General features: G+C 67.2%; 8 protein-coding genes. 2 read left to right on the forward strand and 6 right to left on the reverse strand.

Translation table 11 applies throughout. The annotated features are described in order from the left end of the window. Positions 1-112: 112 nt before the first annotated feature. Both F9C12_RS29625 and F9C12_RS29630 read left to right on the forward strand, forming a co-directional pair. Positions 113-718: a cyclase gene (locus F9C12_RS29625; RefSeq protein ID WP_409462544.1), complete on the forward strand. Its 606-nt coding sequence runs from the start codon at positions 113-115 to the stop codon at positions 716-718. A 4-nt stretch (positions 719-722) separates the two neighbouring features. Next, the gene (locus F9C12_RS29630; RefSeq protein WP_409462545.1) at positions 723-8,585 is read left to right on the forward strand and encodes an amino acid adenylation domain-containing protein; all 7,863 of its coding nucleotides are present in this window, start codon (positions 723-725) and stop codon (positions 8,583-8,585) included. Between the two features lie 58 nt (positions 8,586-8,643). On the opposite strand, the gene F9C12_RS29635 is transcribed toward F9C12_RS29630, so the two are convergent. The 6 genes from F9C12_RS29635 to F9C12_RS29660 form a co-directional block, all read right to left on the reverse strand. After that, entirely contained in the window at positions 8,644-10,350 is a 1,707-nt protein-coding gene (locus tag F9C12_RS29635) for an ABC transporter ATP-binding protein (protein ID WP_409462546.1), read from the reverse strand. Beyond that, on the reverse strand, positions 10,331-10,774 hold the full coding sequence (locus tag F9C12_RS29640) for a lasso peptide biosynthesis B2 protein (RefSeq protein ID WP_409185037.1): 444 nt from the start codon (positions 10,772-10,774) through the stop codon (positions 10,331-10,333). Before F9C12_RS29640 ends, F9C12_RS29635 begins: the two co-directional genes overlap by 20 nt. Then, positions 10,771-11,025, reverse strand: a complete 255-nt coding sequence (locus F9C12_RS29645) for a lasso peptide biosynthesis PqqD family chaperone (RefSeq protein WP_409462547.1) — start codon at positions 11,023-11,025, stop codon at positions 10,771-10,773. Before F9C12_RS29645 ends, F9C12_RS29640 begins: the two co-directional genes overlap by 4 nt. Further along, positions 11,009-12,847, reverse strand: a complete 1,839-nt coding sequence (locus F9C12_RS29650) for an asparagine synthase-related protein (protein ID WP_409462548.1) — start codon at positions 12,845-12,847, stop codon at positions 11,009-11,011. Before F9C12_RS29650 ends, F9C12_RS29645 begins: the two co-directional genes overlap by 17 nt. A gap of 129 nt (positions 12,848-12,976) precedes the next feature. After that, positions 12,977-13,126 carry a hypothetical protein gene (locus F9C12_RS29655; protein ID WP_409462549.1) on the reverse strand — a complete coding sequence of 50 codons (150 nt, stop codon included), beginning with the start codon at positions 13,124-13,126 and terminating at the stop codon, positions 12,977-12,979. A gap of 546 nt (positions 13,127-13,672) precedes the next feature. Next, complete coding sequence (locus F9C12_RS29660; RefSeq protein WP_409462550.1) at positions 13,673-15,367, reverse strand: GMC oxidoreductase; 1,695 nt, start codon at positions 15,365-15,367, stop codon at positions 13,673-13,675. Between the last annotated feature and the right edge of the window lie 75 nt (positions 15,368-15,442).

Here is a 15,442-nt window from a genome sequence, read left to right on the forward strand (position 1 = left end):
CCGGGTGACGGTAGTAATGAGATGTGCACGCTCGTGCACGTTCTGTGTTCATTTCAATCGGGAGGGATATCGCGTGATTTTGTCGCGTCGAAGTAAGGTGATCAAGACGCTCGTGGCCGCTGTCGCAGCAGTGGCCGGCCTGCTGGCATCGGGGGCTACCGCGAGCGCGGCGGCCCCGATGGTCGTGCATTACACGATGGAAGGTTCGGCCGGGGGACAGAGCCTGCCGTTCGCGCTCCCGCTCGGGCTCGACTCGGTGACCGCGCCCGCCACGGTCCGGCCAGGTGCGGAGTTCTCGGTGGTGATCGACTCCGCACCCAGCACCGTTCCCGCCAATATCGGGGGCGCGACGGTGCAGGAGGTCTCCGAGTACGTCCTCCGGATTCCGGTACCGTCCAACACGACCTACGTCTCGACGGCTTTGACCGGAGGCTCCGGTCCAGGTCCGGCCCCGGTCGTGGAGTTGGTCAACGGCGTGATCCAGGTGAGCACGGCCGGCCCGGTCGGCGGTGGGCAGGCGTTCGAACTGCCTACTCTCACCATCACGCTGATCGCGGGCGCCTCGGGTACCGCCGAGACGAAACTCGGCGGTACCAGTATCAGCGACCCGGGTATTTCATTCAAGGCCAAGGTCTCCGTGGAGGGCGCGACGTTCGACGCGACCGCCGCTGGTTTTCCTGACCCGAGCCCGGTGCTGGCATCCACTGTCATCGGCTGACTGAATGAGTGACCGGGCCGGGGCTGCCGCGCGGGTCGCGGTGGCCCCGGTCCGGCGTGGCGAGCAGTCGCCAAACACTTCCAGCCGCGGGCCCGGCGCTGATTTCCTGACCGGCACGGCGCCGATGGCGGTTTCCGGCGATGGCAACGCCCCGGCACAGCGGGCGAGAGCAGATTTCGAGGAGCGAGATCAGGTGAACGGATTCGCTATCGACCCGGCGGGCCGAACCCAGGCCGGCTTGGCGCAGGTTCGCGAAGAACTCGTCGCTCGCAGGCTCGCCGGGCACAAGGCCGCCCGCGGCACCGAGATCGGGGCGATCGACAGGACCGGCTCGGTGCCGCTCTCGTTCGGACAGCGTCGCCTCTGGTTTCTCGACCGTCTGTCTGGCGGCAGTTCCGAATACCTGGTGCCCTGGGCGGTGCGGGTCACCGGGCCTCTGCTGGTCGAGGCGATGCGGTCGGCCTGGGCGGATGTGGTGGCCCGGCACGAGATCCTGCGCACCCGATACGGAGCGGAGGGGCGCGAGCTGGTTCAGCGCATCGGCGGTATCGGGGAATGCGACTTCGACGTCATCGATCTGACCTCACTGCCGGAAGCGGAGCGGGTCGCACGTGCCGGTCGACTCGCAGACGAACAGGCCAGGTCCTCGTTCGACCTCGAAACGGACTTGCCCGCTCGGTTTCGGGTATTGCGGATCAACTCCCACGACCACCTGATCGTGCTCGTCGTGCACCACATCGCGTGTGACGGTTGGTCGCTGGGACTGCTGTCCGCCGAACTCGCCGGAAGGTACCGTGCGCACCTTGCCGGCGATCCGTCGCCGGCGGTGCCGTTGCAGGTTCAATACGCCGACTTCGCGGCTTGGCAGCGCGAGCGCATCGGCGGCGCGCGGTTGCGGAAGCAGCTTGACTATTGGCGGCCGATACTCACTGGGAGCACCCCGGTGGAGCTGCCCACTGATCGGCCGCGTCCAGCGATTCGCGGCCATGCCGGAGCGACTGTGCGGTTCGAGCTGCCGCCAGAGCTTCCCGGCAGGCTCCGCGAGCTAGCTCTGGCTCAGGGAACGACTCTCTTCACCGTCCTGCTCGCCGCGTTCCAGGTACTGTTGTCCAGGTACAGCGGCCGCCGCGACATCGCTGTCGGCACAGCGGTCGCGGGCCGGGACCATCCTGAGACCGCGGAGTTGATCGGTTACCTGGTCAACACCGTGGTGGTGCGCAATCGGTGGCAGGGCGACCCGCGCTTCACCGAACTGCTGGCGGGCACCCGGACCGCGATGATCGACGCGATGTCGCACCAAGACGTCCCCTTCGAACGGCTGGTCGGCGAGTTCGCTCCCGAGCGGGATCTGTCCCGCACACCGTTGTTCACAGTGATGTTCGGTCTCCAGCCGATCGGAGACGGGACGGATCTCGACCTGCCCGGCTTGACGGTCGAGCCAGCTGAGGTCGAGTGGACAGTCGCGAAGTTCGACCTGAACCTTCAAATAGGCGAGCTGCCCGGCGGTGCGCTTGGCGGATTCCTCGAGTACGCGACCTCGCTATTCGACCAGGACACCATGTCCCGGCTCGCCGAGCACTACGTGCGCTTGCTGGCCGGGATCGCGGCCGACGCCACCGCTCCAGTGTCGCAGCTCCCGATGACCGCGCCCGCTGAACGCGTTCGGCTGCTCGAAGAGTGGAACGACACCGGCGGTGAGGCCAGGATCGCGGCCACTGTCGAGAAAGGAACGCTGCACGAGCGGTTCGAGGCTCAGGCGAGGACGCGCCCTGACTCGATCGCACTCACGGACGGCGCGACGGCGATGACCTACGCCGAACTGAATACGCGATCCAACCAGCTCGCACACTATCTGCGAGCGCAGGCGGTAGGGCTCGAAACCCTGGTCGGTGTTTGCCTTGGGCGCGGTAGCGGGCTGGTGATCGCGTTGCTCGGCATTCTCAAGGCCGGTGGTGCCTACGTTCCGCTCGATCCGTCCTGGCCGGCGGACCGGCTGGGCCTTATTCTCGCGGACACCAACGCGCGGCTGGTCGTCACCGACGGCCCGAACCTGTCTTCGTTGCCTGAGGGGTACGACGGCGAAAGGGTTCTGCTGGATAGAGACGCGGCGGCTGTCGCGGACTCGCCACGCGCGAATCTCGTGCCCGCCGCCGAACCGGACAACCTGGTCTACGTCATCCACACCTCGGGTTCGAGCGGAAAGCCCAAAGGCGTCTGTCTCACCCACCGCGCCGTGCTGCGGTTGTTCGCCGCGGCGGGCGAGAAATTCGAACTCGACGATACCGGTGTCTGGACGATGTTCCACTCGTATGCCTTCGACTTCTCGGTCTGGGAGCTGTGGGGCGCGTTGCTGCACGGCGGACGGGCGGTGGTCGTGTCCGAGCAGGCGGCGCGTACTCCGGAGGAGTTCATCGACCTGCTCGTCGGGGAGCGGGTCACGATGCTGAGCCAGACGCCGTCCGCGTTCCGGGCATTGGTCGCGGCCGCGGCATCCGGCGACGAGCGAATTTCACGGCTTTCCCTGCGAACCGTCGTCTTCGGTGGCGAACGGCTGGAGTTCGCGGAGCTGATGCCATGGGCGGACCTGCTGGGGGCAGCGGAGCCCGAACTGGTGAACATGTACGGGATCACCGAGACCACCGTGCACGTCACCTACCACCTTGTCCGCAGGCCGGAGCTTGCCGATGCCGCGCCGAGCTTGATCGGTCGTGCTCTGCCAGACCTGCGGGTGTACGTACTGGATTCCGACGGCGGCCCAGCTCCGGTAGGCGTGCCGGGAGAGATTCACGTAGGCGGTCCTGGGGTCGCACGCGGCTACTTGAACCAGCCGGCACTCACTGCGGAACGATTCGTGCCGGATCCGTTCGGACCGCCGGGTACACGGCTTTACCGCACCGGTGATCTGGCTCGCTGGCGGCGGGGCGGGGTGCTTGAATCGCTGGGCCGCGCGGACAATCAGGTCAAGATTCGCGGCTACCGGGTCGAACTCGGCGAGATCGAGAAGGCGCTGCTCGCCTGTCCGGGCGTGCGGGCCGCCGCGATCGTGCTCCGTGCCGGGGAGAAGAGCAAGAATGAACTCGTCGGCTACGTGGTTCCGGCCGCCGGAGCCGAGTTGCGCAGGGAAGCGTTGCGAGAGTTCGTCGCTCGCGCGCTCCCCTCGTACATGGTCCCCGCGGTGTATGTGCTGATCGACGAGTTGCCCATGACCCCGAACGGCAAGCTGGACCACAGGTCACTGCCCGCTCCGGGGCGTGCCTCATCGGCGGTGCGCGAACCCTACCTCGCGCCGAGAACCGCGATCGAGGAACAGGTCGCCGCGATCTGGGGCGAGGTTCTCGACCGCGAACGCGTGGGCGTTCTGGACAATTTCTTCGAACTCGGAGGCGATTCTCTCAGCGCGGTGTCGGTGGTCGGATCGATGCGGGCTGCGCGGTTCGATGTTTCGGTAAGGGACGTGTTCGCGCACAGTACTGTGGCCGCGCTGTGCGAAAGCCTGGCGATACTGCCGAGGAGCGCTGGAGACCGGCCTCGGGTGGAGCCGTTCGAGCTGCTGTCGAAGGCCGACTTGGAGTTGCTGCCGGACGGGCTTGACGATGCCTATCCGATGTCGCGCGCACAGAGCGGCATGGTGGTGCAACTGCTTGCCGGGGGTCGGAACGCCTATCACAACGTGACCTCTTTCCGTATCCGCGACGACCAGCCATTCGACGCGGCCGCGTTCGTGGCGGCCGCGCGCCTGTTGGTGTCCCGTCACGAGCCGCTGCGGACCGCGATGCACCTGACCGGGTTCTCGGAACCGCTTCAATTGGTCTACTCGGCTGTCGGCCTGCCGTTCGGCACGGCCGACCTGCGTGGGGTCGATCCCGCCGAACAGGATCGCCTGCTTGCCGCATTCATCACGACTGAACGCGAGACGCTGTTCGATCTCGAGACTCCTCCGTTGCTGCGTTGGTTCGTGCACGAGTACGAGGAGGGCTGGCGTCTTTCGATCACCGAGTGCCACGCGATCCTGGAAGGCTGGAGTTACCACTCGTTGCTGATGGAGTTGTTGTCTTGCTACCGGGCACTCCGTGATGGGGCCGAACCACCAGAACACAAGCCCGCGTCCGCCAGGCACGCCGATTTCGTCGCGCTGGAGCGAGAAACCCTCCGCTCGGCGGAACATCGCGAATATTGGGCCGACCTGGTCGCCCGGCACGTCCCGGCGACACTCCCGAGGGCGTGGGCGGAACCCGCTGTGCCGGACAGGCGATTCCAAGTGCGTGTCCCACTCACCGACCTGTTCGGCGAACTGAAGGAGTTGGCCGCGAGCGCGGCGGTTTCGTTGAAGAGCGTGCTGCACGCCGCGCATCTCAAGGTGATCAGCCAGGTCTTCGACGAGTCCGCGTTCTCCACCGGACTGGTATGCGACACCCGCCCCGAGGTCGCCGGAGCCGAACGCCTGTACGGGATGTTCTTGAATTCGGTGCCGTTCCCGTTCGTTCTCGGCGAGGGATCCTGGCGGGATCTGGTGCGCCGGGTATACGAGTCCGAAGTGGACATGTGGCCGCACCGGCGCTATCCGCTCTCCGCCATCCGCCGCGACGATGCGACGGGTCGCGGGCTGATCGACGTGTTGTTCAACTACCTCGACTTCCGGATGATCGACCAGGAGGTGATCGATGTCGGAGAGAGCATCGACGACAGTCCGAACGAGTTCCCGTTGACAGTCACTGTCCTCGGCGGTCATCTGCTGCTAACCAGCAGCCCGAGTGTGCTCGCTCGCCGGAACGCCGAATACCTGGGCAGGATGTACCGGCACGTCCTGGAGACAATGATCGCTGAACCCGATGGAGATGCTTTCGCGGCCTGCCTTCCAGACGGAGAACACGAGAAGCTCGTCATCGGCTGGAACGACACTGAAGTGCGCCGCCCGTGGGCCCCCATCCATGAACTTTTCGCGGAGCACGCGGCCGCGACACCGGAAGCGACGGCTGTGGTCACGGCCGAAGGGAAGGCGGTCAGCTACCGGTCGCTCGACGTGCGTGCGGCCAGACTCGCCGGGTATCTGCGTGAGCGCGGCGTCGGAGCGGACATCGTCGTCGGAGTGTGTGTGAGGCATTCGGCCGATATGCTGGTGGCGCTCCTGGGGATTCTCAAATCCGGTGGTGCTTACGTAGCGGTTGATCCAAGCCACCCGCCGGCGCGCCTGAACGCTGTTCTCGCCGACGCGGGGGCCGATCTGGTATTGACGCAGGAAAGCCTGTTGCCCGGGCTGAAGTCGTTCGGCGGCGAAGTGAGATGTCTCGACCGGGACCGGGCGGAACTCGAGGGCGGCTCGGCGCTGGAGCCGGCACCGAGCGTTGATCAGGATCAGCTCGCTTATGTCATGTACACCTCCGGATCCACTGGCAAGCCGAAGGGAGTGCTGGTTACTCACCGCGGGCTGTCGAACTATCTTCGCTGGGCGCGCGACGAGTACGGGATGGACGGCGAGTCCGGAGCTCCGATGCTGGGCTCGATTGCTTTCGACCTGTCACTGCCGAACCTCTTCCTGCCCTTGATCAGCGGGCGAGACGTCACCTTGTTGCCGGAGAACGGCGAACTGGCAGCACTTGCCGGGCTGCTGGCCCGGCAGACGGATTTCAGTCTGCTGAAGCTGACCCCCGCACACCTCGAGATGGTGCGTGGCCTTCTGCCCGATGGGGCGCGGGTCCGTTCGGTACGTACGTTCGTTGTCGGCGGTGAGGAGTTGCGGCCAGACGTCGTCGCGATGTGGAGGGACCTCGCACCCGGCGCTCGCCTGATCAACGAGTACGGGCCGACCGAGAGCGTCGTCGGTTGCGCGGCCCGCGAAGTCCGGGCTGAGGACATCGAGTCCTCGACCATTCCGGTCGGCAGGCCGATCGACAACACCCGGCTGTACATCCTGGATCACCGGTTGAACCTGACACCGCTCGGTGTGCCTGGGGAGCTCTACATCGGAGGTGCGGGTCTCGCACGTGGTTACCGATCTCTGCCTGGGCTCACCGCTGAGCGGTTCGTGCCGGACCCTTTCGGCAGGGAACCGGGCGGCAGGCTGTACCGGACGGGGGATCTCGCGCGATACCGGCCCGACGGCACTCTGGAGTTCCTCGGCCGGATCGACGAGCAATTCAAGATCCTGGGCTACCGGGTGGAGCCGGGCGAAATCGAAGCCCGGTTAACAGCCCATCCTGACGTGGCCGAGGCCATCGCGGTGGCCAGGACTGACGACGTCGGTCACCGGAGCCTCGCTGCGTACGTCGTGACCCGGCGCGGGTGCGTCCCCGACGTAGCGGCACTGCGCGAGTTCGCAGCTGAGACATTGCCCGGGTACCTCGTCCCCGCGACCGTGATGATGCTCGACGCCATTCCCGTCGCCGCGGGAGGAAAGGTCGACCGGGCCGCCTTGCCCGCTCCTGAAGGCGCCCGCCCGGACCTCGTCCAGGAATTCCAGCCAGCGCGAACCCCGCTCGAAGCCAGGCTCGCCGAGATCTGGGTCCAGGTGCTCGGTGTCGACCGGGTCGGCCGTTCGGACAATTTCCACGCGTTGGGCGGTGATTCGACCATGAGCTTGCGAGTGGCCGCCACCGCCTCGGCGGCCGGGATCGATCTGCCGCTGGCGGACGTACTGGCCTACCCGACGATCGCGGAACTAGCCGGCCGGATCACCGGGGCGCTGACCACGGAGGCAGCCGAAATGATGCGCCTGGACACCGAGCTCGCCGCCGAGATCCGTCCTCGCGGTGGAGCGCACCGGGCAACCGGTGCCGTCCTGCTCACCGGAGCCACGGGTTTTGTCGGTGCCTTCCTGCTCCGGGAACTGCTTGATCGGACCTCTGACCAGGTCATCTGCCTGGTGCGCGCTGGAGATGCCGAAGAAGGGGCACAGCGGGTCCGCGAAGTTCTCCGCCGATTCGGCCTGCCCGAGAGCGGCCTCCCCGCACGCGTCGAAGTTGTCCCTGGTGACCTGTCCGCACCCCGCTTCGGGCTCTCGGAGGAACGGTACGAGGCACTTGCTGGGCGTGTTGGCCGGATCTACCACAACGGCGCGATGGTCAACGCGCTTTACGGCTACCCGGCGATGCGCGCGGCCAACGTGCTCGGGACTGAGGAAATCCTGCGGCTGGCCTGTGTGGCCGGAACCGCACCGGTGCATTATGTTTCTACGCTGTCCGTACTTCCTCTTGACGCGGGGCCGGTGCACGAGGCGTCGCCGCTGGGCGAACCGCCGACCGGTGCCAGCGGGTACACCCAGAGCAAATGGGTTGCCGAACAACTGGTGCGGTCCGCGGCGGCGCGCGGAATGCCGGTGAGCGTCTACCGCTTGGGCACTGTCGCGTGGCACAGCCGATCCGGTGCGGCGAACCCACGCGACGTGACTTGCCAGCTGATCGTAGCGTGCGCTCGTCTCGGGGCGGTCCCAGTGGAACTGCCGATGCCCGTGGAACTGGCGCCGGTGGACTTCGTCGTCAGCACCATCGTCGACCTTTCCCGGCGCGAGGGAGTTGCGGGCGAGACGTTCCACGTCATGTCGCCGCACGTGCGCACCTGGTGTGAAATGGGCGGACTGCTGACCGAAGCAGGTTGCCCAGCGGAACCACTGTCCTATGCGGATTGGCACGGTCGTCTCCGGCATGCGGCGGAACAGCCTGACGGTATCGTGTTCCGCAGTCTGCTCACGTTGTTCCCGGACGGCGAATTCGTCTCCGGCGGTGCATCGGAGCCAGTTCCGCAGGCTCAGTGGCTGGCCCCGAGGACCACCGGTTTCCTGGCCGGGTCTGGACTCGACTGCCCACCGATGACCGCGGAGCTTCTTGGTCGTTTCCTTGCGCGTCAACAGGAACGGGGACTGCTCGGAGGTTGACGACACCAAGAACCTCGGCATCTCTGATGCGGACCCCGCTACCTGGGATTTCTCGGCATTAAGGGATCAGTCCCGCGTCTGTGCTGATCCGGCCGTTCTCCAAAGCAAGCACCTTCTGCGCCCGACGCACCGTAGCCGGGCGGTGGGCGATCACCAGCAACGCACACTCCCCAGCCACCTGTTCCAGTGTCCGGGCAAACGCAGCCTCGTTGACCGCATCCAGTTGGGACGTTGGTTCGTCCAGCAGGAGCAGTTCCGGGCGCGCCAGGAGGGCTCTCGCGATGGCCAGGCGTTGCCGTTGGCCTCCGGACAGCATGCCGCCGTGTTCGCCTGCGGGGGTTTCCAAACCGGTCGGGAGGCGGGTGACGAATTCTGTCAGGTTGGTTTTCTCCAGGGCATCCCGGATTTGCTCGTCGGTCGCGTCGGGGGCGGCGTAGGTGAGATTGTCTCGCAGGGTGCCGTGCAGGATGGGGGTCGTTTGTTCTACCAGGCCGATTCTTCGGCGGCATTCGGTGATCGACGGGTGGTGTCCGTTGAACAGGATGGTTCCTCGGTCCGGCTCGTAGAAGCGTTCGATCAGCGCGAGAATGGTGGATTTGCCGGCTCCGGAAGGGCCGACCAAAGCGACGTGGCCTCGGCGCGGGACGGTGAAGGAGATGCCGCGCAGTACTGGGCGGTCGGGGTGGTAGCTGAACCAGACGTCTCGGAATTCCAGGACTGGGGCGGTGGCGGGGGAAGCCGGTGAGGGGGGAGCATGGTCGGTTTCTGTGGGGAGTTGAGTGAGGTCGTGGACCCGCTGGAAAGCGCCCAGTCCTTTTTGGACCGTGGCGGCCACTTCGAACAAACCGGCGCTGGGGACGGCGATATAACTGACGTAGAGAAGGAAAGCGACTAGCTCGGCGAGGGTGAGGTTTCCGTTGGCCACTTGGACTCCGCCAGTGACCAGAACCGCGATGAGGGCGCCGTGTGCCGAGAGGGTTACGGCTGGTGCTGCGATAGAGTTGAGGCGGGCGGCTCGGACGTTGTCTTGATAGGTCGTGCGCGCGTAATGGCCGATGCGATCGGTTTCGCGGTCTTCCGCGCGGGTGGCTCGGATGGTGCGGATGGCGCTGAGGGCTCGTTCCAGTTCCGCGGCCATCAGTCCCAGGTTGTCTTGCGCGCTTTCGGTGGCGTTTCGGATGCGCGCCAAGACAAATAGCGTCACGCCGCCAACACCGGCGACGATGACGGCTACGATGCCGAACAGCAAGGGGCTCAGCAGGAGCATGGCGACGGTGCCGCCGATGACTACGAAGCTTCCGGTCAGCATTTCGACCAGGTCGTAGGCGAGGGTGTCGCGCAGCAGGGTCGTGTCGGCGGTCGTGCGGGACAGCAAGTCGCCGATGCGGTGTTGGTCGTACAGGCGCATCGGCAGCCGCAAAAGGTGGCTGACCAGGCGGATTCGCAGGCCTAATACGACGCCTTCTCCGGAGCGTTCCAGCCAGTATCTGCCGATGGTGTCCGCGACGGCCTCGGCGATGAACACGGCTACGAGTGCGACCAGCAGCCACCCGACCGTCCCGCCTTCTCCGACCGCGTCGATGGTATGCATGGCCAGCATGGGCTGCAGCAGGCCAAGTCCGGCACCGACTAGGGTGAAAAGCAGTGCGACGGCGATGGTTTTCCGGTGTCCTCGGGTGGTGGCGAACAGGTGGCGCAGGCCGGCCCGGGACTGGACGGGCTCGTCGGTGGCCGGCGGACTGGTGTCAGGGGCGGTGACGGTCATTCCGAGCGGTCCTTAGCGGGGCGACGGTCAGCAAAGGGGCGAAATATCCTGCGGGGTGGATTTCGTCGACAACTTGGCCATCGGCTTCGATCCACGCGTGGGCGCTGAAGGGTTGCGTGCGCACGCCGGTACGCCAGGTCGGCCAGGTGCCGTGCGCGCGGCACAGCAGGGCGGACGCGACGGAACGCAGCAGGCAACCGTCGCCCGCGCAGCGCAGGCTGATCGCGACTACTGATCGACGCGCGGTGCGGGCTTGCTCGAAGGTGGCGGGCCGCGCACCTCGCCGGGCGAAGCGCAGGATCGCGCAGAGATGCTTGGGGGACAACGCGGTCAGCACGGTCGCGACGCCGACCATGAGCAATGGCAGCAGTTTTCGGTGCCACGGCAGGTGAATTCGGTGCGGTACCACGGTCGGCTGGCTCATGCCGGTTCGACCAATCCAGCGGCGAGCAGGGTTTCGGTCATCGCGGCGATGTCGGCTCGCACCCGGGCGGCGTCGATGTCGTACCTGGCCGCGAGGTCCGCGGCGATCTGCTCGGCGGTCTCTCCGGCGAGGAGGCGGTCGAGGGTGTGCGCGCCGGTTCGGTTGACCTGCCAATAACTTCCGGTGCGTTTGTTGAGCAGGACCGAGCCGTCCGGAGTTTCGGTGAGTGCGGTGTCAGGGTGCAGGTGCATGGGTCCTCCGGTCGGTCGCTGGCCGGTTCTCGGCGATCGCCCGCAGCCACATTTCGCAGCCGAGCGCGGTCTCCAAGTGCGCTTCCACCTCGTCGTCCAGCCGCGGTTCGAGGAGGGCGGCCCGGAGCGCGTCCAGGTCGAGCAGGCCGCGAGCGGCCAAGGCCGAATCGGCGAAGTAATCGAGCAGGTCGGGTACGTGCCGGTGCGCCTCGGCGTCATCGTCGTCCTGGTAGTTGCCCTTGGTGGTGCGGTCGAGGATGACGTCGGGAACCAGCCCACGCATCGCGTCGGCGAGCAGCGGTTTGTACCGCCAGGGCGTGAAACGATCGGACGTACGGACCGCGAGCGCGGCTTCGACGACCCGGTCGTCCAGGTACGGGAGGTCGAGCGGGACCCCGTCGGCGGCGTACTCCCGCTGGATCTGCTGACACAGCGGTCCGGCGGCACGCAGGCTGGTCAGCGCCTGGTGCTGGCCGCGGTCGGCGGCCAGCGGGGCGGCCTCGGCGGCGATTTCGTACAGCACCCGCCGCGTCGTCGCGAGCGCGTCGCCGGTGGCCCACGGCGCGGCCCGGACCGGGTCGGCCCAGCCCAGGTCCGGCGTGCCCGGCCGGGGCAGCGGGTCGGTCAGCTGGTCGGCCGACTCCCGCCACCAGTCGCTCCAGCTCTGCCGGTCGGCCAGCGCGGACAGGGTCCGCGGCCACGACCACCGGCCGAGGCTGCGGTAGACCCGGAGCTGCCGCAGGCCGGTGAGCGGGCGACGGCGGACCAAGGTGTGGAGGTAGCTGGGCGTTCCGCTGAAGACCTCGTCCCCGCCGTGCCCGGCCAGGTGCAGGCCGGAACCGTGCTCGGCGAGCACGCGCACGCCGTGGGCGGAGCCGTTCAGCCCTCGGGTCATCGTCCACGGTGCTTCGAGGTCGTCCGTCGCATAGGGCGGGGCGAACAACGCGGGCGCGCTGGCGTCGGACTGTTCCAGGTGCTCGATACCAGGGAGCCGCCGAGCCGCTTCGGCGGCGAAGAACGGGTCGTCGTTGGCGACGCTGCCTCCGGTCCACCGGAACGTGAACAGGTCGGAAGTCTGCTCGGCGGCGAGGAAACACAGCGTGGTCGAGTCCATTCCGCCGGACAGATCGAGCGACAGCCTGCCCTTGGCGGGGCGTCGATTCGCGACTGCTTCGCGCAGCGCGGCGCGGACCGCGGGAGCGCCCTTGCGGATCGGCAGGACCGGCTCCGGCGGATGCCACCAGCGGGCGGTGCGGACCGTGTCGTCGCCGGCCAGCGCGACGTAGGAATCCGGCGGCACCGGGTGCACGGTGAGCCACCAGCTTTTCTCGATCAGCGGGGGAAGCAGCTGCATCTGCGTCAGCTGCGCGGCGAGAAGATCCTCGTCCAGGTCCGCGCCGGTCATCGCGGCCAGCACGTCGGCGCGGGTGCCCGCGACCGGGACGGAGCCGATCCGGGCATGGAAGGCCCGGCGCAGGTTCGCCAGCGTGCCCTGCAGCCGGACCTGCCCGTTCACCGACGCGACGAGGTGCGCGCTGCCGGGCAGGACGCGGGCGAGCGCGTCCGCGTCGGCCACGGTCCGCGATCGGGCGGCGCAGGCGGTCAGCCGCTCGGCAGGCAGCGGGCAGAACCCGAACACGGCGATCCGGGCCCGGCCCGCGACGGCGACCTGGATTTCCCCGGGCTTCCAGCGACCGGCCAGCCACGGCCGCCCGGACGAATGGAACAGGACGTTCGGCCGCGGGTAAGGGACTCGCGGCAGCAGCGCGGCTCCGCCCGGCGAGTCGGGGAGGACGACAAGACTGCTCGGCTCTGCGTTCATCGGCACCCCGACCGGGATCGATTCGAACGACGGGAGTAAGTCGGTTCAGCGGGCTGACGCTAGGTGCGGGCCGCCTGCTCAGCGGAGGGGAAAGGACGCGATTTCCCCGGAGTGATCGTCCACGCCTGCTCAGCGGGCGAAGGCGCGGCCGGAACGATAAAGCAGGCGTCCGCGCCAGCGGCTGTCGAGCGCGCCCCGGCCGAGCTGGCGGGTGTCGGTCGCGAAACGGCCGGCCGCGGCTGCTTTCGGAGCCTGATAGCGCTCGGGAAGGGTTCTCACGGAAACCAGTCCTTTCGGCGGTCGAGGAAACGCCGGGATGACGAACGTGGCTGAAGACCGGTTGACTCGACCTCCAGCCACGTCGGGTTCAGCTCAGCGGGCAGCAAGCGCTACCCGCGCGTCGTTCGCCTGCTCAGCGGCGGCGACGTCCGTGCCGGCGGTGGTCGCGTGCGCCGCGGCGGAGCCGCCGGGTGTCGGTCGCGAAGCATCCGGCAGAGGATGCCTCCGGGGCCTGATAGCGCTCGGGAAGGGTCTTCACAGAAACCAGTCCTCCTCTGTTCGCACTTTCTGCTGGGATTTCTTATGGGTTCGATAGCGATCGCTGATGAACTTTCTGCCACGTGCGAAGTCCTCCGCGAAGAACACGCTAGCAGGATGACCGGGTCCGGGCACTCGCGCGTTCAGGCGAATCAGTTGGGCCGACGGAGAGGTCGGTTTTGTTTTTGATGAAAAATATGCGGAATGGTGCATTGGCCCAGTGGTCGAAATGCTTCTGGAAGCGTACTGGATTCCGCTCCGGAAATGGTGTCGGGGGCTGCCGTGCGGTCAGGGAATGAGCGCGCCGGGAGCGTCGGCCGGGACCGCGGGATGCCGTGGGGCGACCGGGGCGATGCGTTCGTACGGTGCGCCCAGCGGGGGCCGCCGGTCTTGCTCGCCGCGGTTGGGCCACAGGGACATCGCGCGTTCGGCTTGGGCGGTGATCGTCAGCGACGGGTTGACCCCCAGGTTCGCCGAGATCGCCGAACCGTCGACGACGTGCAGGCCGGGATGGCCGTGGACGCGGTGGTACGGGTCCAGGACGCCGCGGTCCGGATCGTCGGAAATCGCGCAGCCGCCGAGGAAATGGGCGGTCATCGGGATGTTCAGGATCTCGCCGGTGGTGCCGCCGGCGATGCCGTCGATTTTCTCCGCGACACGGCGGGCGGCGTCGTTTCCGGCGGGGATCCAGGTCGGGTTCGGTTCGCCGTGGCCGGGGCTGGAGGTCAGTTTGTGCCGTCCGGTGCGGGTGCGTTTGCTCGAGACGGTGATGGAATTGTCGAGTGTTTGCATCACCAGCAGGATGATGGTGCGTTCGGACCAGCGGCGCGGCGAAAACCAGGTGAGGTTGCGCGGATTCCTGGCGAACGCGCCGAGCCAGGTCAGCCAGCGCGGGACGGATGTGCCGCCGTCGGTGAGCGCGGTTTGCAGCAGCGACATCGCGTTGCTGCCTTTGCCGTAGCGGCACGGTTCGATGTGCGTGTGTTCGTCCGGGTGGATGGACGAGGTGATCGCGACGCCGCGGGTGAAGTCGACGTCCTTGCGTTTCGATTTCGCGCCGAGAATGGATTCGGAGTTCGTTCGGGTCAATCGGCCGAGGCTGGCGGAAATGTTCGGCAACGCGCCGGTTTCGCGGGCTTGGTGGAGCAGTTTCTGCGTGTTGTAGGTGCCAGCGCTGAAGATGACGTCGCGGGCGAAGAAAGTGCGCACGTTTTTCCTGCGACGAGGCGACTTCCCGGTGCGGGCCGCGGTGACGAGGTAGCCGCCGTCCGCGGGGCGCACGTCGAACACGGTGGTCATCGGGACGACGTGCGCGCCGAGTTGTTCGGCCAGATAAAGGTAATTGCGGTCCAGCGTGTTTTTGGCGCCGACGCGGCAGCCGGTCATGCAGGACCCGCATTCGGTGCAGGTTCGGCGGGCTGGTCCGGCGCCGCCGAAGAACGGGTCTGGCACGACAGTTCCGGCGGGAGTGTCTTTGTCGCCGAAGAAAACTCCGACCGGGGTGAGCCGGAAGGAAGAGCCGACACCCAGGTCGTCGGCGACTTCCCGGAGCACCTCGTCCGCCGCGGTGACGGTGGGGTTCTGGGTGACGCCGAGCATCCGGCGGGCCTGGTCGTAGTGCGGTTTCAGTTCGGCTTGCCAGTCGGTGACGTGCGCCCATTGCGGGTCTTCGAAAAACGGTGCGGGCGGTTCGTAGAGGGTGTTGGCGTAGTTGAGAGAGCCGCCGCCGACGCCCGCGCCGCCGAGGATGACGACGTCTCGGAGCAGGTGAATGCGTTGAATCCCGTAACAGCCGAGCCGCGGCGCCCACAGGAAATTCCGGATGTCCCACGAGGTTTTCGGCAGCGTCTCTTCGGTACGGCGGGGCCCGGCTTCCAGCACGGTGACGCGATAGCCCTTTTCGGACAGTCGCAGTGCGCTCACGGAACCGCCGAAGCCGGAGCCGATCACGAGGACGTCGGTGTCTTCGCGGGTGTCGTTCATCGTGGTCCTCGCAGGTGGCGAACTCGTTCCCCAGAAGCCTTCCCGCCCGGCCGGACGCGGGCATCGGTCCGAAGA

The organism is Amycolatopsis sp. GA6-003 (genome assembly GCF_046267895.1).
In the GTDB taxonomy this organism is placed as follows: Bacteria; Actinomycetota; Actinomycetes; order Mycobacteriales; family Pseudonocardiaceae; genus Amycolatopsis.

What these genes read in the sequence shown, in the direction of transcription:
- F9C12_RS29660 (WP_409462550.1), bottom strand. Translation starts at nt 15,367, where the DNA reads ATGAACGACACCCGCGAAGACACCGACGTCCTCGTGATCGGCTCCGGC.
- F9C12_RS29635 (WP_409462546.1), bottom strand. Translation starts at nt 10,350, where the DNA reads ATGACCGTCACCGCCCCTGACACCAGTCCGCCGGCCACCGACGAGCCC.
- F9C12_RS29630 (WP_409462545.1), top strand. Translation starts at nt 723, where the DNA reads ATGAGTGACCGGGCCGGGGCTGCCGCGCGGGTCGCGGTGGCCCCGGTC.
- F9C12_RS29645 (WP_409462547.1), bottom strand. Translation starts at nt 11,025, where the DNA reads ATGCACCTGCACCCTGACACCGCACTCACCGAAACTCCGGACGGCTCG.
- F9C12_RS29640 (WP_409185037.1), bottom strand. Translation starts at nt 10,774, where the DNA reads ATGAGCCAGCCGACCGTGGTACCGCACCGAATTCACCTGCCGTGGCAC.
- F9C12_RS29650 (WP_409462548.1), bottom strand. Translation starts at nt 12,847, where the DNA reads ATGAACGCAGAGCCGAGCAGTCTTGTCGTCCTCCCCGACTCGCCGGGC.